Below are 21618 nucleotides of genomic sequence, written 5' to 3'. Positions count from 1 at the left end.
GTGATTAAAACCTTTGCTGACCTAGAACTGGATCCAAATCTTCTTGAAGCCATTGAAGAAATGGGCTTTGAACGCCCAACACAGGTCCAGGCTGAAGCCATTCCACTGGCCCTGGACGGCAAAGACGTACTGGCTTCTGCGCCAACCGGTACCGGTAAAACTGCCTCTTTCGTGATCCCGGCGCTGCAATATCTGCAGGACTTCCCGCGTAAGAAAGCCGGCCCGGCCCGGGTTCTGATTCTGACCCCAACCCGTGAACTGGCCATGCAGGTCGCCGATCAGGCGCGTGAACTGGCCAAGTACACCAAGCTGAATATTTTCACCATTACCGGTGGTGTGCAGTATCAGGAGCACGCCGACATTCTGGCCACCACTCAGGATATCGTCGTCGCAACTCCTGGCCGTCTGCTGGAATACATTGAAGCTGAACGCTTTGACTGCCGCGCGATTGAATGGCTGGTACTCGATGAAGCCGACCGGATGCTGGATATGGGCTTTGGCCCTGCCGTTGATCGTCTGTCAGCCGAATGCCGCTGGCGTAAACAGACGCTGCTGTTCTCAGCCACGCTGGAAGGACGCGGAGTGGAAGGCTTTACTGCCGATCTGCTCAAGAACCCGGCAGAAGTGAAGGCCGAGCCGCCACGCCGTGAACGCAAGAAGATCGCACAGTGGTATCATCGCGCTGACGACATGGCGCATAAAGTGGCGATGCTGAAAGTGATCCTGACGGAGCAGTCTGAACGCGCGATTGTGTTTTTCAAAACACGTGAACGTCTGGCAGAAATTCGTGCCTTGCTGGAAAGTGCGCAAATTGACTGCTCGTGGATTCAGGGTGAAATGCCGCAGGATCGCCGTAATAATGCTATCAGCCGCTTCCGTGACGGCAGCGTCAACATTCTGCTGGCCACCGACGTCGCAGCCCGTGGTATCGATGTGCCGGATGTCAGCCACGTGATCAACTTCGATCTGCCACGCAGTGCTGACGTATACCTGCACCGTATCGGCCGTACCGCTCGTGCCGGTAAAAAAGGCATCGCCATTTCACTGGTGGAAGCTCATGACCAACCAATGATGGATCGCGTCGCTCGCTACATCAAAGAAGACATCAAAGAGCGCTACGTTGACGGCCTGCGCCCGACACATAAAAAGCCGGTGTTTAAGAAAAAGAAAAAAGACGACAAGAAAAAAGCAGCAGTGAAAAAAAGCGGCGATAAAAAGAAAAGCCCTAAAGCGAAGAAGAAAAAATAACAACGCCGCTAAATGGTCTTGTTAAACGATCTTGTTAAACAATAAAAAAGCCGATGCATGCATCGGCTTTTTATTGCTCGTTCCTCATCAGCCAGATGCCCGGGCCATCACCCGGGCAGGGCTCAAGCGATTAGTGCTCGCGTGTCGCGCGGAACGTAACTTCAGGGAAACGTTCATGGGCCAGGTTAAGGTTCACCATGGTCGGCGCGATGTAAGCCAGGTTGTCACCGCCGTCGAGGGCCAGGTTACTCTGGTTTTTACGTTTGAATTCTTCAAACTTCTTCACATCATCGCACTCTACCCAGCGCGCTGTTGCAACGTTAACACCTTCGTAAATCGCTTCCACGTTGTACTCAGATTTCAGACGTGCAACCACGACATCAAACTGCAGCACACCCACCGCACCCACGATCAAATCGTTGTTCTGTAGTGGACGGAATACCTGTACCGCACCTTCTTCCGACAGTTGAACCAGACCTTTCAGCAGTTGCTTCTGCTTAAGTGGATCTTTAAGGCGGATACGACGAAACAGTTCCGGTGCAAAATTGGGAATACCGGAGAACTTCAGCGCTTCACCCTGAGTAAAGGTATCACCAATCTGGATGGTACCGTGGTTGTGCAGACCGATAATATCACCGGCAAACGCCTCTTCAGCACGCGCACGGTCACCGGCCATGAACGTCACTGCATCCGAAATGCTGACCTGCTTACCGATACGGACATGGTTCATTTTCATGCCCTGTTTATAAGTACCTGATACGATACGCATAAAGGCAATACGGTCACGGTGCTTTGGATCCATATTGGCCTGGATCTTAAACACAAAGCCGCTGAACTTCTCTTCTGTCGCTTCCACTTCTCGCTCATTAGCCTGACGTGGTAATGGCGATGGTGCCCACTCAGTCAGACCATCCAGCATGTGGTCAACACCAAAGTTACCCAGAGCAGTCCCAAAGTAAACCGGGGTCAGTTCGCCGCTGAGGAACATCTCCTGGTCAAACTCATTCGATGCCCCCAGCACCAGCTCCAGCTCGTCACGCAGCTGCGCGGCCAGATCGGCACCTACCTGCTCATCCAGCTCAGGGTTATCCAGGCCTTTAACAATGCGCTCTTCCTGAATCGTGTGCCCCTGACCGGTCGAGTACAGAATCGTCTCATCACGGTGAATGTGGTACACACCTTTGAACTCTTTACCACAACCAATCGGCCAGGTAATCGGCGCACACAGGATTTTCAGCTCGTTTTCCACTTCATCCAGCAGTTCCATCGGATCACGGATGTCACGGTCAAGCTTGTTCATGAAAGTGACGATCGGCGTATCACGCAGACGGGTCACTTCCATCAGTTTACGGGTCCGATCCTCAACACCTTTCGCTGCGTCGATCACCATCAGACAAGAGTCCACCGCGGTCAGGGTACGGTAGGTATCTTCCGAGAAGTCTTCGTGCCCCGGAGTATCGAGCAGGTTAACCAGCGCATCACGATACGGGAACTGCATCACGGAGGTGGTAACTGAGATACCACGCTCTTTTTCCATCTCCATCCAGTCGGATTTGGCATGTTGGGAAGAACCACGTCCTTTAACCGAACCTGCGGTTTGAATAGCGTGTCCGAATAACAGCACTTTTTCAGTGATGGTTGTTTTACCCGCATCCGGGTGCGAGATAATAGCGAAAGTACGGCGTTTCGATACTTCGCCCATAAAAGGTGATGTAGACATGAAAAGGATCTTCTGTTGATGCTAAAGCGCAGAACGATGCCGGCCCTTAGCCTTGCGGTTAACATTTTGGCGGTATTGTCCCTGATCTTAGCGCACGGAGCAACTTTAAGACATCGACAACGATGCCGGAGTGATCAGGACTGATGAACACAAGGCATTTTTGTCGCCGGGTCTCGAATAAAAGCTGAGTTTTCACTTTAACATTAATATCTGCGCCAGAATGGGCTATAACTGATAAAACAAACAGGAAAACCCAAACTCTATGACCCGATTCAGACAAATTCACTCGCTTGCCTTCCGTCAGGCCAAGACCGTATTTATGGTTTCGGTTTTGCTTGGCTTGTGTTTCAGTCTTTACCAAGCGGGGATCGAGTTTCATCAGGAGCAGCAGCGCATTAAGCAACACTACCAGGTTAAGCTGCAACAACACTATGATAATGCCAGTCAGGCCGCCTATCATCTTAATCATCTGTTGGCAGAACAGGTCGCCACCAGCCTGATGGCTGATAATGCTGTCGTCCGGGTGCAACTGGTGGATGACTTTGGTGACGACCTGACCCGCATGGAACAACGCAGCGCCGTGGCTGAGCCCCTGGTGAGATGGCTGGCCCCCTACTTCACCCCGGATCCGCCTCTGTTCAGCCGCCAGTTATACCAGCCGGGTACCGAGGTTCTGGTCGGCACACTGACCTTTGAGGTCGACGGCACCTCCATCGCTCGGGACTTTATTGCCAAAATCCGCCGTGTACTGCTGTTTGATCTGCTGCGCAATATACTGCTGACATCCATTCTACTGGTGTTTTTCTACCGCAAGCTCTCCCGGCCGCTGACCCAGTTGATCGAGTGGGTTCGTAACCTGCCCAACCGTTCTCATACCAACCTGTCGCTGCCCGCCTTCGAGCAGGAAAACGAGATCAGCGAACTGGCCTCTTCGTTTCATTCGTTATGGCGTGAACGCGAGCAGGCTGAAACGAAACTGAATCAGTTGGCCTACTATGACAATCTGACTGGTCTTGCCAACCGCAGTCTGCTGCTGCAGATGCTGACTAAAGCGATCGAACAGGCTGAACAGCACCAACACAATGGTGTGCTGTTTTACCTCGATCTGGATCGCTTCAAAACCATCAATGACTCGCTCGGCCATACCATAGGCGATCGTATGATCACAGCCATTGCCACCCGGCTGCGCGCCTGGGCCAAACAGGATTACATCTGTGCCCGCGTCGGCGGAGATGAATTCGTCGTACTGATACCAGCGCTGGAATCACAGCAGGTTGAAGCGGTTGCGCGCCAGTTGCTGGCGTTGATTTCTAATCCCTATAATGTCGATAATCATCAGCTGTATTGCTCGGTAAGTATCGGGATTGCAACCTTTGCCTCTTCCGGCCATAACAATATCGATGTACTGCGCCAGGCCGATACAGCTCTGTATCGGGCTAAAGTCAGTGGTCGCGGCAAGTACGTATTCTATGAACCAGAAATGCGGGCCCAGGTCGAATCCTTCCTGCAAACCGAAAAAGGGCTGCACGAGGCACTGAATCACCATCAGTTCGAGCTCTACTATCAGCCCCAGCTCAATACGCAGCATCAGATCATCGGGGTCGAAGCGCTGATACGCTGGCATCATCCGCAAAAAGGCCTCCAGGCGCCAGGCCTGTTTATGCCGGTCGCCGAAGAGACAGGGCAAATCCTGCCGATAGGGAACTGGATCATCGAGCAGGCCTTTTATCAGTATGCACAGTGGAAAAAAGCCGGCGTTCTGCCCGCCGAATTTCGTCGTCTGGCGATCAATATCAGCCCACTGCAGTTTGCTCAGGAATCTTTTGTCGAGCACATTAGTGAGGCACTGCAGCAAGCCGGGATCAGCGGAGAGCATATTGAGCTGGAAATCACCGAAAACCTGCTGCTGGAAAATGTTGCTGGTGCGGTGGAAAAAATGCACCGCCTCAAAGAGAGCCAAATCAAGATCTCGATTGATGACTTTGGCACCGGGTATTCGTCACTGCGTTATCTGAAACATCTGGCGGTCGATGTGCTGAAAATTGACCGCTCATTTGTGACCCAGCTTCACCTGGATGATAACGATCAGGCGATCGTGGATACCATCATCATGATCGCTCATCGTCTCGGTCTGGAGGTGATCGCGGAAGGGGTGGAGGATGTGTTTGAGCTCAATGCTCTTAAGCAGCTTGGTTGCCAGCAGTTCCAGGGGTTTCTGTTCGATCAGCCGTTACCGGCCAGTGTGATCACCCAGCGTTTTGCCGACAACCATTATCAGTCATTGTTAGAGCATGCTCTGGAATCCGCTCAGAGCGACGTGTTCAAACAAACGGGTAACTCATGATGATCGCGTCTTCACGCCCTTTCGCGGTCGGATAGTAGTTTACCCGCCGATCGATATCATTAAAGCCGAGCTGACAATAAAGCTGATAGGCGCGCTGGTTGCTGTCGCGAACCTCCAGCCAGGCACTTTCCGCTCCCGCTTGCTCGCACATCTCGAGAAAATGCTCCATCAGCTGACGACCATAACCTTTGCCTTGCTGCTCAGGCGCAACCGCAACATTAAGCAACGTCACTTCTCCGACAATATTCTGGGCATAAAAATAACCCACCACTTGTTGCTCAACCAGCATCACCTGATGACAAGCACCGCGGCTTGCCACATCACCGATCATGGTTTGCGACCATGGATGGCTATGCGCGGCCTGTTCAATACGATACACATACTGCACATGTTCGGCAGTTAAAGGGACAAACTCAATAGTCACGATGTCGGTGCTCCGTAAGCACAAATCTGCTGCCACAGATCGCGGCGATGCTGGTTGTTACCGGCGATAGCACGCAGTAACGGCGAGACCAGACGTTTGGCGGCAATCTCAGGTGTGGCATCACAACCGGCAAACCAGATCCATTCCAATGCGGATAAATCCAACTGGGCCAGCTGATGGGGATAAACATGTCTGGCCTGCTCCAGACTGACATGAAAGCTTTTCAGTACCCGCGCAAACAGCGCGCAGTCTTGCGCATCCGGAAAGGTTTCACACACCAGCAATAAACGGCAACCGGCGTCCAGCGGCTGTAGCGATGGCTGAAAGCCGGCCAGTCGCTCGGGATGAACCAGTTCCCAGGTCTGAATGCCCATCGCCTGAAGATAATGCTGTTGCTCAAACATGAATGTGTGCCCGTCAAATGAATGCTCGCCATGCTAACAAACTTGGCTCAGGCCGCTCAAGCAGGAATGCATGAAATGAAGTTAAAAAACGGGAGCCAGCGGCTCCCGTTATCTGTTGTCGTGCAAGTGCGGACTTTCGCTTTAATCCAATTCCGCGAACTCTGCACAGTATTCAATCAGTCCTTCGCGGCCCTGGAGTTCGTTTTCCCACAGAGAGACTATCTGGAAATATTGCTCATGCGCCGGCCATTGACAGTGAAAACCCAATGGGGCCGCAGAATCAAAGCCCAATCGCCCGTAGTAGGCCGGATCCCCCAGCACCACACAAGCCGGATAGCCCAGTTCGCCCAACGATGCCAGGCCTTCACGCACCATCTCGGCACCAATTCCCTGACGGCGACAGGACGCTTTGACGGCAAGAGGCGCCAGCCCCTGCCAATTGAGATCTTCTCCGTTGAGCGTGACCGGGCTGAACATCGCATGGCCTATCACTTCACCGTCATCATCACACGCGACCAGTGACAGAGTGCGATGACCATTTTCCCGTAACGCCATCACCAAATTGGCTTCAGCTTCTGTGTCAAACACAGACTTTAACAGGCGGTCGACCGCCAGAATATCTGCTGGAGCCTCAGTTCGAATAAGCATTCACTACCTCATTTTGTGTATTGGGCGTTTGCATGCCTTTATGCACAAAATCGGCCAAATGTTGAAGTAAAATTTGTCCCGCTTTAGGTAATTGTTGCAAATCCACACTATCCATCAAATTTTTGACTTCCAGTCCGAGTTCAGTATCGCCTTCAATCAGCAGACGGCGCTGAAAGAATAAAGTGTCCGGATCTTCTTTGCGTCCCGCGATTAAAATCAACTCATTCAGGTCGCCACTGAAGCTGACATCTTCATGTTTGACGTTATCTGCAACAATCAGACGTTCATTCTCAAAACTGATAAACCAACGTAGACCCAGGTCACAAATCTCAATTTTGAGCCACTTTCCTTGCAGAAACTCAAACTCGCCGTCCTGCAGAGCTTCATGGAAAACCCGTTGCAACACCTGTAATAAGGCGTTTTTTTGTACTGAGTGAGGTAATAAATCGATCGGAGATCGCAAAATTGAAGCAGCATTTTGAACCAGTTGGGTGCGAATCTTGTTAATCACGCGAAATATCCGTTACTTTTTATGCAAGAATGGCGCAATCATAATGGATATAATTGCAGCAATTCCTGTTATACATCAAAAAAACCCACCGCTCGGGGAGCTTTCCAGTAACAGGAATCAAAGTTATAGTTAAGGTTTCTTGTCAAAGTAACACATTCAATGAATAGTACGCGCTATGGACAGTTGGTAGTATCTTGATGCTTTCGCACATGCCTTCGCAAAATATACAGCACTGGTTTGCAAAAATGACGTCGAATAGTCCGTTCTTTTTTGCTTTGCTCGACCATCAACATAAGTATGTGCTGGTCAACGAGCGCTATTGTGACATCGCCGGACTACCGTCTGCAGAACTGGTAGGGATGGATGACGTTCAAGTATTAGGCGAGCAGTTCTATCAACATCTCAAACCCTACTATCAACGTGCGTTTAATGGCGAAAACCTCGAAGCGGAAGTGACGCTGCATGAGCTGGATCTGGAAACCAGTCTGCACTTTTCCCTGTCGCCGATCAGCAATGACAATCAGATTGAATACATTGTTTTCCACGCCATCGATACCTCAGAAAAGCAGATCCTGATCCGCTCTCTGGAAGAGTCGGAAAATAAATTCTCTACCCTCACCGCCCTGCTGCCGGATGGCTTACTGTTGGTGGAAGAGGATTGCATCATTTCCGCCAATCCGGCTTCAGCTCGTTTACTCGGTTTTGACACCGCCACCGAATTACTCGGCGAAGAACTGTCGCGCCTGTTTGTCGATGAGAAAACCAAAGCCGTCTTTAATACACCACTCGGACTGTTGCTGTCAGAAGCGCCGCTCAGTTGTCTGACCGGGCCGCGCTGCGGCTTTGAACGTAAGGTGCAGCTCAATGCCAGTCCGACCCGATTACTGGACAGCCATTCGCAGCTGATCCTGATTCAGGATGGCGATCAGGTCAGTAAACAGTTGTCTGCTACCACGCAGACAGACCTGCATATCGACACTCTGACCGGGCTGTCTAACCGTCTCGGCTTCACCAAGCGCCTTGAGCAGCTTATTCACAATGATACCCCGCTGGTGATGCTCTATCTCGACATTGATAACTTTAAAAACATCAATGATTCGCTCGGCCACCACATTGGTGACAAGGTGATCAAAGAAGTCTCCTCCCGCCTGAAACGTCTGGTTCCGCCCCATGCGGTCCTCGGCCATCTGGGCGGAGACGAATTCGGTCTGATCCTGCCGCAGCCAGAGAATAATCGCTCCGCCGACCTGCTGGCAGAACGTATCATTGCGCTTATCAACCAACCGTTTGACCTGCACCATTTCAGTAAGCGCCTGGCCTGCTCTATCGGCAGCGTGCACTATCCCGGCGATGGCAACGATGCGCGTGTCCTGCTGCAAAACGCCGATACGGCGATGTATGAAGCCAAAGACCGCGGCCGTAACCGTTTGATCAAGTTTAACGATCAGATGAACAAAGAAGCGCGGATGCGTTTATGGCTGGAAATCGAACTGCAAAAAGCGTTGCAGCAAAATGGTCTGGAAGTGTGGTATCAACCTAAGGTTAACGCGCGTGATTTCAGCATTAATGGCGCAGAAGCACTGGTACGCTGGAAACACCCGGTTGAAGGCTACATCAGCCCGGGCGCCTTTATTCCCGTGGCTGAAAAAGCCGGCCTGATTGAGCATTTAGGCCGGGTGGTGATGCGTGAGGTATTCGCCACAGTGAAACGCTGGAAACAACAGGGCATCCTCCCTGGCCGGGTGGCAATTAATATCTCCCCTGAGCAGTTTGGTAACCCGCAGCTGATTGATTACCTGGAAAAATTACTGCGCACTACCCAACTAGACCCAAACTGTATCACGTTCGAGCTGACAGAAAGTGCGGTAATGAGTGACAGCGAACATACCCTGCAAATGCTCAATGCGATAAAAAAACTCGGCTTTGCCCTGTCGATTGATGACTTTGGTACCGGCTATTCTTCTTTAGCCTACCTGGCTCGTTTTCCAATCGATGAGCTCAAAATTGACCGTGCCTTCATCGCCGATATTGACACTCTGCCAAAGCAGGTCACAGTGATTGAAAACATCATCAATCTGGGTAAATCACTGAATCTGACCGTAGTGGCGGAGGGGGTGGAAACCCAACCACAGGCCACCCTGCTGTCGAATCTCAATTGCCATTCAATTCAGGGCTTTCATTTCTACCGCCCGCAGCCTCGCCATGAAGTGGAAGAACTGTTCTCGCAAAATCGTCGCCACCGGCCGCTGACCAAATAAGCCCTCGCGCCCAGGCCGGCGGTTGAGGTCTGCAGCAGGCTGCACTCTATACCTGCGCACGCTACACCGCAGCGACCGTACCGCAGCAGAAGCATACCTCAGCGGACAAGTGACTGATAGCGGTACAGATATTTACCCCGAATCGCCGCAAACCTGCCCTACATCAAATCCGTCGGCGCTGTTTGTGCCTAAAATGCCGGTTCTTTTCCTTAGCAAACAGACCTGAGCAATGGAACTTCTCTGTCCGGCAGGCAACCTGCCAGCCTTAAAAACGGCCATTGACTGCGGTGCCGACGCGGTATATCTCGGCTTCAAAGACGATACCAATGCCCGCCATTTTGCCGGCCTCAACTTCAGTGGTAAAAAACTGGAAAAAGCCAGCCAGTATGTGCATGACCACGGTAAAAAAATGCACATCGCTCTGAACACATTTGCCCATCCGCAAGGGTTCGAACGCTGGACCCGGGCGGTGGCTCAGGCGGCCTCTCTCGGCGTCGATGCGCTGATTATCGCCGATATTGCGCTGCTCGATTACGCCGCAGAGCACTATCCGGGGATTGAACTGCACCTGTCAGTACAGGCTTCAGCCACTAACGTCAAAGCGATTGAATATTACCATCATCATTTCAACGTCAAACGCGTGGTGCTGCCACGGGTCTTGTCGATTCATCAGGTGAAGCAACTGTCGCGCACCGTACCTCAAGGGGTCGAACTGGAAGTATTCGCCTTTGGCAGTCTGTGCATCATGTCAGAAGGGCGTTGTTATCTTTCATCTTACCTGACCGGTGAGTCACCCAATACGGTCGGGGCCTGCTCGCCGGCCAAATATGTGCGCTGGCAACAGACCGATAGCGGTCTTGAATCGCGCCTCAACGAGATCCTGATTGACCGTTATGCCGATGGGGAAAATGCAGGATATCCGACCTTGTGCAAAGGCCGTTTTCATGCCGACATTGACGGCCAGACCAAACGCTATCACGCGCTGGAAGAGCCCACCAGCCTCAATACCCTATCCATGCTGCCCCAGCTGTTTGCCGCTAATGTCGCTTCGGTCAAAATTGAAGGTCGTCAGCGCAGCCCGGCTTATGTCGAGCAGGTCACCCGCACCTGGCGCGCCGCCATTGATCGCTATCTGGCTGCCCCTGAGCGCTATCAGGTCGACAGCCAGTGGGAGAAAACATTAGCCAATGTCTCGGAAGGCTCTCAAACCACACTCGGTGCTTACCACCGTCAATGGCAGTAATTACAAGGAGAAAGCATGAAATACGCATTAGGCCCGCTGCTTTACTTCTGGCCCAAACAAGACGTCGAGCAGTTTTACCTGCAGGCCAGTAGCAGTGAAGCGGATATTATCTACCTGGGGGAAACCGTCTGTTCCAAACGGCGTGAACTCAAGCCGCAGCACTGGTTGGAGATAGCCACCCAACTGAATCGGGCCGGCAAGCAAGTCGTACTGTCGACCATGGCACTTCTGGAAGCACCGAGTGAAATTAAAGTCATGCAAAGCTATGTCGATAATGGTGACTTTATTATTGAAGCCAATGACATGGCGGGTATTTCGCTCGCCAGTGAGAAAAGAATGCCTTTTGTGGTCGGACCGGCGATCAATACCTATAACGCCCACGCGCTCAAACTGTTTCTCAAACAAGGCATGATGCGCTGGTGCATGCCGGTTGAGTTATCGCGCCAATGGCTGAGCAATACTTTGCAGCAGTGTGAAACGCTGGGTATCCGCGGTCAGTTTGAAGTGGAAGTGTTCAGCCATGGTTACCTGCCGCTGGCTTATTCTGCGCGCTGCTTTACCGCCCGGGCCGAAAACCGCGCCAAAGATGAGTGCCAGACCTGTTGCATCCGCTATCCGACCGGCATTCAGGTCGCCAGTCAAGAAGGCCAGGCCGTGTTCAACCTTAATGGCATTCAGACCCAGTCCGGCTACTGTTACAACCTGATTAATGATCTGCCACACATGCAGGGCCTGGTCGATGTCGTCCGCCTCAGTCCGCTCGGGGAGGAAACCTTTCGTCACTTAAGCCGCTTTTGTGCCAATGAGCAGGGCCAGAATCCGCAACCACTCGAGCATTATCAGTGTAACGGCTACTGGCACCAACTGCCCGGATTGGCGGTCGAAATAGCGTAATACTTATTCCATCTGACATTGGTTCAGCCTGACTCTCTTACACCGACAGCAGATTCATGCGCCGCAGGCTACGCCACAGCATCACGGCAACCACCAGGCTAAGCGCCAGATTGGAGAGCGGAAAGGCCAGCCAGACACCGGTCATGCCCCATAATTTAGGCAACACAAACAGAAACGGCAGTTGCAGCACGATATTGCCTATGGTGACAAACATGGCTCGGTTACCCTGATTCGTGGCCTGGTAAAACGCCGCGCACACCACCAGAAAGCCATCCAGGTACAGAGCGGACAGATGCAGCGTCAGCGCGAAAGAGGCCCCCTGCAGCAAGCGGGCGTCATTAGAGTTAAAGATACTGATGACCTGTTCGCTAAACAGATTGAGCAGTAAAACAAACACCATGCCACCTAGCACCGCGACACTCATCGCCAGTTTTAACAGCCGGCGCAGGTTGTCATTTTGTCCGGCCCCATAATAAAAACTGGCCAGAGGCTGCATGCCGCTGGCAATGCCTTCGGCCGTGAAGTAATACACCACTATGATATAGCCGAGCATGGCATAAGCCCCGACCAGTACCGCATCTCCGTAGTGCATAATCACACTGTTATGAATCGCCACCATGATAGCGCCATAAGCATACATAAACAGGCTCGACGCGCCAATGTGCAGCATCTTGGGTACATATTGCCAGTCAAATCGCAGGCAGGCACGGGTCAGACGCATATTGGCTCTGCGGCTGAAAAAGTAGCTCATGCCGAGTACACTGACCACCATCTGAGCGACAGCTGTGGCTATCGCCGCGCCGGTCAGCTCCCAGCCAGCCACGGCAATCAGCACATAATCGAGTACGATATTGATCAGCGCCCCTAGCATCATCAGTAAGGTGGCCAGATTCGGGCTGTCGTCATTGCGCAGTAAAAACGGCATCGCAATTGAGCCCAGGCTGAACACGCAACTTAACATCAGCACCTGCAAGTACTGTAAGCCAAGCTGCAGTACCTGCCCCTCGACACCCTGCCAGCGCAAGAAGTCTTCAGCCAGCCACCACAAAACCGCCGCGACACAAGGTGCCAGAACAATCAAGCTCATCAGGCCGGTGGCCAGAATGCGCCTGGCCTGCTCGATATCCCCTTCCCCCTGCCGGATCGAAGCCAGAGCGCCGCATCCGACGCCCACCATCATACCAATGCCGAGTGTGGTACCAATCACCGGCCAGGCGACATTAATTGCTGCCAGGCCAGCAGCACCGATGTAGTGACCGATAAAAATCCCATCCACCACCTGATAAAGGCCGTTGACCAGCATTGCCGCGACTGTCGGCACGGTAAAACGTAAAAACTGACGCAATACAGACATCGCACCTCTCCTGCTGCCATTTTAGTTAGTCAAGCTAACCAATAAATAAAGCTTACCGTAGCGCCTTGCTCAGTAAAACGTCCAAAAACACCGCTTCTTCATCACTGAGGTGACGGGAGATCTGAGTTGCCAGACGCTGATACACCTTGGCTTCCGATTGCAAGGACAGCAACGCAGCATCAGTCAGGCTAAAACGGTGCGCGCGGGCATCTTCACTGCAGCGCTGGCGACAAACCAGACCTTTGCGCTCCAGGCGCTTTATCATGGCCGAAGCCGAAGGCTTAGTCACTTCCATCTGGGTTGCCAGGTCGGTCAGTCGCATCGGCTCGCTTCCGCCCTGCAATACTTTTAAATAGTCGTACTCATTAAAGCTCAGCTGAGCTATCGGATCTTCTTTGCTGTACTGCCGCCATACCTTGGCGGAAAAACGTTCCAGCTTCTCCAGATTGACATCTAAACTCATACATAGCCCATTTAGTTAGCTTAACTAACTATTATTGTGCCAATATTGCTGTAAAGTGGCAATAAAAAAGCTGCTTATCTAACAGCTTTAACAAGGTGACACTCTAACGTTGTGCACTAGGATTGCGGCTGTGCCTGCTCCTGACGAGCTTCACGTAATTGCTGATAGATGTGCCCCAGCTCGATGAAAGCATAGCGATGTTCAACGTACTCATAGACATTGAATGAAATCGCCAGCTTATACAGTGAAATCGCCTGAGCCAATTCCCCTTGCATCTGGTAACGCTTGCCGAGGTAAAAATAAGCTTCAGTCAGATGCTGTGCCAGCAAGGTGTTGTCACGAGTAGCACTCAGCACAGCTTTAAACGCCCGCTCTTCTGACACATCACCCAGCATCAGACCGGCCAGTACCCAACCCCACTGTTCATCGTGCTGCTGATAACGGGTCATCAGCTCATCATAAGCATGCTCAGGATCGAGATCACTCTCGATGATGTACATCCATAAGGCACGAAACGGATCATTGGGATCCTGCTGATAGTGCTTGGCAATTTCTTCCAGTGCTAACTCAGGACGATCACCGTAGTAGAGCGCAATCGCACGATTACGCTCGGCGTAATAATTGCCGGGATCCAGCTCCAGAGTAGAATCAAACGACTCGTACGCCGCATCAAACTCGCCCGCTTCGGTGTAATACACGCCCAGCAGGTTAAAGATATCCGGCTGAGCAGGGTTGAGTGACAGAGACTGAGTAAAGTCGAGACGCGCTAAATCTCTCAGACCAACACTGTCATAATAATTACCACGCTCAAACAACATTTTAGCCCGCACCTCATCACTGAGATCCGGTCGCTGCAGCAGTTGAGTTAAACGGGCAATCTGCACTTCCTGCTGGACACTCGGCTGCAAAGGAATCGCCATCGGCGGATACACCCATTGCGTGGTCTGTGACGAAGACTGAGAAGCACAGCCTGCCAAGAGCAGCAGTGCGGCACTGATCGTTGCGGTTCGAAACCATTTCACAAATCGATACTCCTGTTGATCCCGCATTCTGGTTCAAAAAGAAACAGATAAAAAAAGGGAGCGAATGACGCTCCCTTTATACCATGCTTTTACGCTAAAAAGCGAAAACGACTCGCCTTTACCGCAGACTGTGAAGCTTATTCAGCTTCAGGTGCTGCTGGCGCTTGTTCAGCTGATACTTCTACCGCTTCTTTCATGCTCAGACGTACGCGGCCCTGACGGTCGATTTCCAGTACCTTAACTTGTACTTCCTGACCTTCCGACAGGTAGTCAGATACTTTCTCAACACGCTTGTCAGCGATTTGAGAGATGTGAACCAGACCATCTTTACCAGGCAGAACTGTCACGAATGCACCGAAGTCCGCCAGACGCGCAACTTTACCGGTGTAGATACGGCCCACTTCAACTTCAGCCGTGATCTCTTCGATACGACGAATGGCTTCTTTCGCGGCTGCACCTTCAGTGGCTGCGATCTTGATAGTACCGTCATCTTCGATTTCAATCGTTGTACCGGTTTCTTCGGTCAGCTGACGAATTACCGCACCACCTTTACCGATCACGTCTTTGATCTTCTCCGCGCTGATCTTCATGGTGTGAATACGAGGAGCGAACTCAGAGATATCATCGCGAGCACCAGAGATAGCCTGATCCATCACAGACAGGATGTGCTTACGCGCACCTTGTGCCTGGTTCAGAGCGATCTGCATGATTTCTTTCGTGATACCTTCGATCTTGATGTCCATCTGCAGTGCAGTGACACCAGAGTTAGTCCCTGCTACTTTAAAGTCCATGTCACCCAGGTGGTCTTCATCACCCAGAATGTCAGACAGAACCACGAAGTCATCGCCTTCTTTCACCAGACCCATTGCGATACCCGCAACAGACGCTTTAATTGGCACACCAGCATCCATCAGAGCCAGAGAAGTACCACATACCGATGCCATTGAAGATGAACCGTTTGATTCAGTGATTTCAGAAACCACACGTACAGTGTACGGGAATTCATCGATGGAAGGCATCACTGCAGCAATACCACGTTTCGCCAGTTTACCGTGGCCGATTTCACGACGCTTAGGTGAACCCACAAAACCAGTTTCGCCCACACAGTATGGAGGGAAGTTGTAGTGCAGCAGGAAGTGATCTTTACGCTCACCAGTCAGCTCATCGATGATCTGTGCATCACGCTGAGTACCCAGAGTCGCAGTAACCAGCGCCTGAGTTTCACCACGGGTGAACAGTGCGCTACCGTGAGTACGTGGCAGAACGCCGGTACGTACATCCAGAGCACGAACCATGTCTTTTTCACGGCCATCGATACGTGGGTTGCCCGCGATGATGCTGCGACGTACTACGGTTTTTTCCAGGTCGTGGAAAATAGTGTGAATTTCTTTTGGATTCAGAGTTTCGTCTTCAGCCAGAAGCTTCGCGTTTACGTCAGCACTGATGGCATGGATACGGTCATAACGCGCCATTTTCTCAGTGATTTGGTAAGCTTCAACCAGTTGGCTTTCAGCCAGCTCGGCAATTTTCGCTTTCAGCTCAGTATTTTCAGCTGGTGCTACCCAATCCCATGCCGGAGTCGCTACTTCAGCAGCGAATTCGTTGATCGCGCTAATCACAGCTTGCTGTTGATCGTGACCGTAAACCACAGCAGACAGCATTTCTTCTTCAGTCAGGTTGTCTGCTTCAGATTCAACCATCAGTACTGCTGATTCCGTACCAGCAACAACCAGGTCAAGGCGAGATGACTGCAGTTCAGTCTGGCTTGGGTTCAGTACCAGTTGACCATCAATGTGACCAACACGCGCTGCACCGATAGGACCGTTAAACGGAATACCTGAGATAGCCAGTGCCGCAGAAGTACCGATCATGGTCACGATGTCTGGCTGCACATCCGGGTTTACAGAAACCACAGTGGCAATAACCTGAACTTCGTTTTTGAATGAATCCGGGAACAGCGGACGGATAGGACGGTCAATCAGACGTGCAGTCAGCGTTTCGCCTTCAGAAGGACGACCTTCACGCTTGAAGAAACCGCCAGGGATTTTACCCGCAGCGTATGTACGCTCTTGGTAGTTCACAGTCAGAGGGAAGAAATCCTGACCTTCTACCGCTTCTTTTTTACCAACAACACTAACGAATACCGCTGTGTCATCCATAGTAACCATTACTGCAGCAGTCGCCTGACGCGCCATTACACCGGTTTCCAGCGTCACGGTGTGGTTACCGTACTGGAACGTTTTTACTACTGGTTTTTCGAACATGAGTTTTCCTTTTCCAGGTTAAGCCTGGATAAATAAATGAAGACTCAAAGCATCACCAATCGCGACTAGTGAAAACAGACTGCGCAAGGCCAATCCATTTTTAATAGCCGCGACCTGTTGGCCGACTTACGGTGACTGTAATGCAATGAGTTTTAAGCAATCCACTCTAAACGGAGCAGACGGCGGCTAGTATAAACTAGATCCGGAGGGTTATGCCAAATTTCGATAACAAAAAAGGGGCGAAACGCCCCTTTTTTGAACAAACTGTACTATGCAGCCGTCGATTAACGACGTAGGCCTAGACGTTTGATTAGGTCTTGGTAACGTCCCAGATCTTTACCTTTCAGGTAATCCAGTAGTTTACGACGACGAGAAACCATGCGTAGCAGACCACGACGGCTGTGGTGATCGCCTTTGTGCGCTTTGAAGTGACCTTGCAGGTGGTTGATAGAAGCAGTCAGTAGAGCTACTTGTACTTCTGGTGAACCAGTGTCGCCTTCGCCACGTGCGTAGTCAGCAACGATTGCTGCTTTAGTTTCTGCATTCAGAGACATAATTCTCTCCTAAAGAGTTAAGGTTTATAGTTGTGTCGCCAATCTCTGATTCAGCCGACACGAGGAGCGCGAATTATAGGGAATAATTCGCGCCTGCACAAGATCAAAACACGCTTACTGCGCGGAATCCTCGCGGTATACCACTAAGCGTTTTGGTGCGATCTTCCCATCATCGTTCATCTCACCGACGCCGAGAAACAACTTCTCGTCCCCGCCGGTCAAACGCACGTAACCCTGTTCCGGCGCGCCGAAAATCTGCACCGCCTGACCATGCTGCACCATGTGCATCAGTTCGGGGATCAGATTCACTTCCGGCAGGTCTTCCACCGCGGTATCCATCGGCAGCAACAACGCATCCAGAGCGTCGTACGGAGAGCGCTCTTCGCGATGCGCCTGCTCAACCAGCGCATTAAGCTCTTCCAGGGTCACCATATTCTGGTAAGGATAGTGAGCCACACCGGTACGACGCAGCATGGTCACATGGGCGCCACAGCCGAGCATCTCGCCCAGGTCATCGACGATGGTGCGGATGTAAGTCCCTTTAGAACAGTGCACTTCCATTTCCACTTCATCGCCTTCAAAACGGTGCAGAACGATATCGTAAACGGTGATTTTGCGCGCTTCGCGCGGTACATCAATCCCTTTACGGGCATACTCGTACAACGGGCGGCCCTGATATTTGAGCGCCGAAAACATCGACGGTACCTGATCGGTTTCACCACGGAAAGATTCAATCTTAGCCAGCAGCGTATCATGGTCGACATTCACCGCGCGGGTTTGCACCACTTCACCATCCGAGTCAGACGTATCAGTACGCTGGCCCAGTTTGGCAATCACGCGATAACGCTTATCGGAGTCGAGCAGGAACTGGGAAAACTTAGTCGCTTCCCCAAGACAAATCGGCAACATACCCGTTGCTAACGGGTCCAGAGCTCCGGTATGACCGGCCTTCTCGGCGAAAAACAAACGCTTCACTTTTTGTAAAATGTCGTTCGATGACATGCCCGTTGCTTTATCCAGTAACAGGACACCGTTTATCGCCCGGCCTTTACGACGACGCGCCATTACTCTTCGTCCTCGCGACCCGCATCTTTCTGTTTGCTTTTGTCGTTATTGACCACTTCAGTGACCAGATTCGACATGCGCATACCTTCAACTAAGGTATTGTCGTAGTGAAAGCGGATTTCCGGAGTCAGACGCAGACGAATGCGTTTACCCAGCATCATGCGAATGTGCACTTCATGCTCACGCAGAGCATTCAGGCACGACTCAGGCGTTTGCTCACCCACACACAAGAAGGTCACAAACACTTTGGCATACGCCAGATCACGGGAAACTTCAACGTCAGAAATGGTGACCATGCCCAGGCGGGAGTCACGCACTTCGCGTTGCAGAATCATCGCTAATTCTTTTTGTAATTGCTGTGCCACACGTTGAGTACGGCTGAATTCTTTTGGCATATTGTTTCTCACTAATGAAAGAATGGGGGGATGGTTTTCCCAGCCCCCCATGGTGTATTCAACAACCTAAACTTGCCGATAATGCAATTTTAGTTGATTAGTCGATGGTACGCTGAATTTCAACGATTTCGAATACTTCGATCTGGTCGCCTACGCGAACGTCGTTGTAGTTCTTAACGCCGATACCACACTCGTAACCGTTCTTAACTTCAGCCACGTCATCTTTAAAGCGACGCAGTGATTCCAGTTCACCTTCGTAGATAACCACGTTATCACGCAGAACGCGGATTGGGTTGTGACGTTTGATCACACCTTCCGTCACCATACAACCTGCGATTGCACCCAGTTTCGGAGACTTGAACACGTCACGAACTTCAGCAAGACCAATGATTTCCTGCTTGAATTCCGGCGCCAGCATACCGCTCATCGCTTGCTTCACTTCGTCAATCAACTGGTAGATGATTGAGTAGTAACGCAGGTCAATGTTTTCAGCATCAATCGCACGGCGTGCTGATGCATCGGCACGTACGTTAAAGCCGACGACGATAGCATTAGAAGCCGCTGCCAGTACGGCGTCAGTTTCGGTAATACCACCAACACCAGAACCCACGATGTTGACTTTCACTTCGTCAGTTGACAGTTTCACCAGTGAGTCAGCGATCGCTTCCACAGAACCTTGTACGTCTGCTTTCAGTACGATGTTCAGCTCAGCCACATCACCGGCAGTCATGTTCGAGAACATGTTTTCCAGTTTAGATTTCTGCTGACGAGCCAGTTTCACTTCACGGAATTTACCCTGACGGTAGTTCGCTACTTCACGTGCTTTACGCTCGTCACGAACGACAGTCGCTTCGTCACCCGCTGACGGAACGCCAGACAGACCCAGGATTTCTACCGGAATAGACGGACCCGCATGCTCAACTTCGTTACCGACTTCGTCGCGCATTGCACGAACACGACCGTATTCCTGACCACAAAGTACGATGTCGCCTTTGTTCAGAGTACCAGACTGAACCAGAACAGTCGCGACCGGACCGCGGCCTTTATCCAGGAAGGATTCAACCACAACGCCTGACGCCATACCTTCTTTGACTGCAGTCAGTTCAAGAACTTCCGCTTGCAGCAGGATAGACTCCAGCAGTGCATCAATGTTAGTGCCCTGTTTTGCTGAAATGTGAACGAAGATATTCTCGCCGCCCCATTCCTCAGGAATAACATCATACGCAGCCAGTTCGTTTTTCACGTTGTCCGGGTTAGCCGCTTCTTTATCGATCTTGTTGACCGCGATAATCAGCGGTACACCCGCGGCTTTCGCGTGCTGAATCGCTTCTACAGTCTGTGGCATTACACCATCGTCCGCTGCCACAACCAGTACCACGATATCCGTTGCCTGAGCACCACGAGCACGCATTGCGGTAAACGCTGCGTGTCCAGGAGTATCCAGGAAGGTAATCATACCGTTTTCAGTTTCTACGTGGTAAGCACCGATGTGCTGGGTAATACCACCCGCTTCACCTGATGCCACGTGGGTACGACGAATGTAGTCCAGCGTTGACGTTTTACCGTGGTCAACGTGACCCATGATGGTCACAACCGGTGCACGTGGCACTGCTTCAAACGCATCATCGCGATCAGACATAATGGCTTCTTCAAGCTCATTCTCTTTACGCAGGATAACCTTGTGACCCATCTCTTCAGCAACCAGCTGTGCGGTTTCCTGATCGATAACCTGGTTGATGGTTGCCATCGCACCCATCTTCATCATCGCTTTGATCACTTCACTCGACTTCACTGACATCTTTTGAGCCAGTTCAGACAGGACGATAGTCTCACCGATAACCACATCAGATTTAGCTACCACAGCGCTCTTGTCGAAGCCGTGTTGCATTGATGACGGTTTGCTGATGCGACCTTTACGGCCTGCTTTTCCACCACGTGGACGCGAGTTGCGTTCTTGCTTGTCATCACGAGACGACATTTTACGCTTGTTCGCTTTAGTCGAACGACGAGTTGACCCTTCTTCACGACGGTCTGCTTCATCCTCGGCTTCACGAGCGTAGGTTGAAGTCGTTACGTGGTAATCTGTTTCTTCTTGCATATCACCCTTTTTCTCTTCTTCAGCAGACCAACGCTCTTTATTGATTTCGGCCAATTCGCGTGCTTTTTCAAGCTGACGGCTACTTTCCTCTTCAGCCTTACGTTTCGCTTCTTCTTCCTGGCGACGTTTCAGTGCTTCGGCCTCTTTTAGCGCTGCTTCTTGCTTGGATTTATCTTCTGCAGAACGTTCGCGTTTTGCTGCTTGTGCTTCACGCTGTGCTTTTTCCTCAGCGGCGCGTTTCGCTTTTTCTTCCGCTTCGCGCTTAGCCTTTTCTTCCGCTTCCAGTTTGGCTTTTTGTTCCGCCTCACGTTTCAGCGCTTCTTCAGCTTCGCGTTTCACTTGTTCTTCTGCTTCACGTTGTGCTGCTTCTTCAGCTTCACGTGACGCATCATCAATTGTACTGCGCTTAACATACGTACGTTTTTTGCGCACTTCAACCTGAACATTCTTACTTTTACCGCCACCGGCATTTACGCTTAGTGTGCTGCGGGTCTTGCGCTGGAGTGTTAAACGGGTTGGTTCTGATTCAGAACTGTCGCCATGCTCCTTGCGCAGATGGGAGAGAAGCTTCTGCTTCTCGTCCTCAGTTACGCTGTCTGAACCTGATTTTTTCATGCCAGCGTCAGCAAGTTGTTCTAATAAGCGGTCAACTGGAGTACCAATTTCTTCACTCAGTGCTTTAACTGTAACTTGTGTCATGCCGCTACCT

18 protein-coding genes are annotated in these 21618 nt (G+C 51.4%); 5 read left to right on the top strand and 13 right to left on the bottom strand.

Going from position 1 to position 21618, the window contains the following annotated elements; all coding sequences use genetic code 11:
- Complete coding sequence (gene srmB / locus E6C74_RS13940) at positions 1-1248, top strand: ATP-dependent RNA helicase SrmB (protein ID WP_136486230.1); 1248 nt, start codon at positions 1-3, stop codon at positions 1246-1248.
- 130 nt (positions 1249-1378) lie between these two features.
- Here srmB and prfC read toward each other — a convergent pair whose 3' ends face one another.
- A complete protein-coding gene (gene prfC / locus E6C74_RS13935) occupies positions 1379-2968 on the bottom strand; it encodes a peptide chain release factor 3 (RefSeq protein WP_136486228.1) in 1590 nt (529 codons plus the stop codon).
- A gap of 262 nt (positions 2969-3230) precedes the next feature.
- Here prfC and E6C74_RS13930 point away from each other — a divergent pair, with 262 nt between their 5' ends.
- Positions 3231-5312, top strand: coding sequence for an EAL domain-containing protein (locus tag E6C74_RS13930; RefSeq protein ID WP_136486226.1), 2082 nt, complete (start codon positions 3231-3233; stop codon positions 5310-5312).
- On the opposite strand, the gene rimI is transcribed toward E6C74_RS13930, so the two are convergent.
- From rimI to E6C74_RS13910, 4 genes are all read right to left on the bottom strand, one after another.
- Entirely contained in the window at positions 5290-5736 is a 447-nt protein-coding gene (gene rimI, locus E6C74_RS13925; RefSeq protein ID WP_136486224.1) for a ribosomal protein S18-alanine N-acetyltransferase, read from the bottom strand. The genes E6C74_RS13930 and rimI overlap by 23 nt on opposite strands.
- Positions 5733-6140 carry a DNA polymerase III subunit psi gene (locus E6C74_RS13920; protein WP_136486222.1) on the bottom strand — a complete coding sequence of 136 codons (408 nt, stop codon included), beginning with the start codon at positions 6138-6140 and terminating at the stop codon, positions 5733-5735. The genes rimI and E6C74_RS13920 overlap by 4 nt, the downstream gene beginning before the upstream one ends.
- 141 nt (positions 6141-6281) lie before the next feature.
- Entirely contained in the window at positions 6282-6788 is a 507-nt protein-coding gene (locus tag E6C74_RS13915; RefSeq protein WP_136486220.1) for an N-acetyltransferase, read from the bottom strand.
- A complete protein-coding gene (locus tag E6C74_RS13910) occupies positions 6772-7299 on the bottom strand; it encodes an SCP2 domain-containing protein (protein ID WP_136486218.1) in 528 nt (175 codons plus the stop codon). The genes E6C74_RS13915 and E6C74_RS13910 overlap by 17 nt, the downstream gene beginning before the upstream one ends.
- 209 nt (positions 7300-7508) lie before the next feature.
- Between E6C74_RS13910 and E6C74_RS13905 the strand changes: the two genes are divergently transcribed.
- From E6C74_RS13905 to E6C74_RS13895, 3 genes are all read left to right on the top strand, one after another.
- On the top strand, positions 7509-9557 hold the full coding sequence (locus tag E6C74_RS13905) for a bifunctional diguanylate cyclase/phosphodiesterase (protein ID WP_136486216.1): 2049 nt from the start codon (positions 7509-7511) through the stop codon (positions 9555-9557).
- Positions 9558-9786: 229 nt separating this feature from the next.
- Positions 9787-10800 carry a peptidase U32 family protein gene (locus E6C74_RS13900; RefSeq protein WP_136486214.1) on the top strand — a complete coding sequence of 338 codons (1014 nt, stop codon included), beginning with the start codon at positions 9787-9789 and terminating at the stop codon, positions 10798-10800.
- Between the two features lie 15 nt (positions 10801-10815).
- A complete protein-coding gene (locus E6C74_RS13895) occupies positions 10816-11694 on the top strand; it encodes a U32 family peptidase (protein WP_136486212.1) in 879 nt (292 codons plus the stop codon).
- Positions 11695-11731: 37 nt separating this feature from the next.
- Here E6C74_RS13895 and E6C74_RS13890 read toward each other — a convergent pair whose 3' ends face one another.
- From E6C74_RS13890 to infB, 8 genes are all read right to left on the bottom strand, one after another.
- Positions 11732-13048 (bottom strand): MATE family efflux transporter, encoded by a 1317-nt coding sequence (locus E6C74_RS13890; protein ID WP_136486209.1) that lies wholly within the window; start codon positions 13046-13048, stop codon positions 11732-11734.
- Positions 13049-13100: 52 nt separating this feature from the next.
- Positions 13101-13511, bottom strand: coding sequence for a MarR family transcriptional regulator (locus tag E6C74_RS13885; RefSeq protein ID WP_136486207.1), 411 nt, complete (start codon positions 13509-13511; stop codon positions 13101-13103).
- 116 nt (positions 13512-13627) lie between these two features.
- The gene (gene nlpI / locus E6C74_RS13880; protein ID WP_168797030.1) at positions 13628-14533 is read right to left on the bottom strand and encodes a lipoprotein NlpI; all 906 of its coding nucleotides are present in this window, start codon (positions 14531-14533) and stop codon (positions 13628-13630) included.
- A 137-nt stretch (positions 14534-14670) separates the two neighbouring features.
- Positions 14671-16797: a polyribonucleotide nucleotidyltransferase gene (gene pnp, locus E6C74_RS13875; protein ID WP_136486202.1), complete on the bottom strand. Its 2127-nt coding sequence runs from the start codon at positions 16795-16797 to the stop codon at positions 14671-14673.
- A gap of 284 nt (positions 16798-17081) precedes the next feature.
- The gene (gene rpsO, locus E6C74_RS13870; protein ID WP_068714911.1) at positions 17082-17351 is read right to left on the bottom strand and encodes a 30S ribosomal protein S15; all 270 of its coding nucleotides are present in this window, start codon (positions 17349-17351) and stop codon (positions 17082-17084) included.
- A 114-nt stretch (positions 17352-17465) separates the two neighbouring features.
- Positions 17466-18416 carry a tRNA pseudouridine(55) synthase TruB gene (gene truB, locus E6C74_RS13865; protein WP_136486200.1) on the bottom strand — a complete coding sequence of 317 codons (951 nt, stop codon included), beginning with the start codon at positions 18414-18416 and terminating at the stop codon, positions 17466-17468.
- Positions 18416-18811 (bottom strand): 30S ribosome-binding factor RbfA, encoded by a 396-nt coding sequence (gene rbfA / locus E6C74_RS13860; protein WP_136486198.1) that lies wholly within the window; start codon positions 18809-18811, stop codon positions 18416-18418. The genes truB and rbfA overlap by 1 nt, the downstream gene beginning before the upstream one ends.
- Positions 18812-18908: 97 nt before the next feature.
- The gene (gene infB / locus E6C74_RS13855; protein ID WP_136486195.1) at positions 18909-21608 is read right to left on the bottom strand and encodes a translation initiation factor IF-2; all 2700 of its coding nucleotides are present in this window, start codon (positions 21606-21608) and stop codon (positions 18909-18911) included.
- Positions 21609-21618 lie beyond the last annotated feature (10 nt).

The sequence above is a fragment of the Vibrio sp. H11 genome, assembly GCF_004804295.1.
In the GTDB taxonomy this organism is placed as follows: Bacteria; Pseudomonadota; Gammaproteobacteria; order Enterobacterales; family Vibrionaceae; genus Vibrio; species Vibrio ostreae.
Note: the sequence above shows the minus strand (reverse complement) of the source record. Positions and strands in the feature narration are given on the sequence as shown.

What these genes read in the sequence shown, in the direction of transcription:
- prfC (WP_136486228.1), bottom strand. Translation starts at nt 2,968, where the DNA reads ATGTCTACATCACCTTTTATGGGCGAAGTATCGAAACGCCGTACTTTC.
- E6C74_RS13930 (WP_136486226.1), top strand. Translation starts at nt 3,231, where the DNA reads ATGACCCGATTCAGACAAATTCACTCGCTTGCCTTCCGTCAGGCCAAG.
- E6C74_RS13920 (WP_136486222.1), bottom strand. Translation starts at nt 6,140, where the DNA reads ATGTTTGAGCAACAGCATTATCTTCAGGCGATGGGCATTCAGACCTGG.
- E6C74_RS13915 (WP_136486220.1), bottom strand. Translation starts at nt 6,788, where the DNA reads ATGCTTATTCGAACTGAGGCTCCAGCAGATATTCTGGCGGTCGACCGC.
- E6C74_RS13905 (WP_136486216.1), top strand. Translation starts at nt 7,509, where the DNA reads ATGCCTTCGCAAAATATACAGCACTGGTTTGCAAAAATGACGTCGAAT.
- E6C74_RS13900 (WP_136486214.1), top strand. Translation starts at nt 9,787, where the DNA reads ATGGAACTTCTCTGTCCGGCAGGCAACCTGCCAGCCTTAAAAACGGCC.
- E6C74_RS13895 (WP_136486212.1), top strand. Translation starts at nt 10,816, where the DNA reads ATGAAATACGCATTAGGCCCGCTGCTTTACTTCTGGCCCAAACAAGAC.
- E6C74_RS13890 (WP_136486209.1), bottom strand. Translation starts at nt 13,048, where the DNA reads ATGTCTGTATTGCGTCAGTTTTTACGTTTTACCGTGCCGACAGTCGCG.
- E6C74_RS13885 (WP_136486207.1), bottom strand. Translation starts at nt 13,511, where the DNA reads ATGAGTTTAGATGTCAATCTGGAGAAGCTGGAACGTTTTTCCGCCAAG.
- pnp (WP_136486202.1), bottom strand. Translation starts at nt 16,797, where the DNA reads ATGTTCGAAAAACCAGTAGTAAAAACGTTCCAGTACGGTAACCACACC.
- rpsO (WP_068714911.1), bottom strand. Translation starts at nt 17,351, where the DNA reads ATGTCTCTGAATGCAGAAACTAAAGCAGCAATCGTTGCTGACTACGCA.
- truB (WP_136486200.1), bottom strand. Translation starts at nt 18,416, where the DNA reads ATGGCGCGTCGTCGTAAAGGCCGGGCGATAAACGGTGTCCTGTTACTG.
- rbfA (WP_136486198.1), bottom strand. Translation starts at nt 18,811, where the DNA reads ATGCCAAAAGAATTCAGCCGTACTCAACGTGTGGCACAGCAATTACAA.
- infB (WP_136486195.1), bottom strand. Translation starts at nt 21,608, where the DNA reads ATGACACAAGTTACAGTTAAAGCACTGAGTGAAGAAATTGGTACTCCA.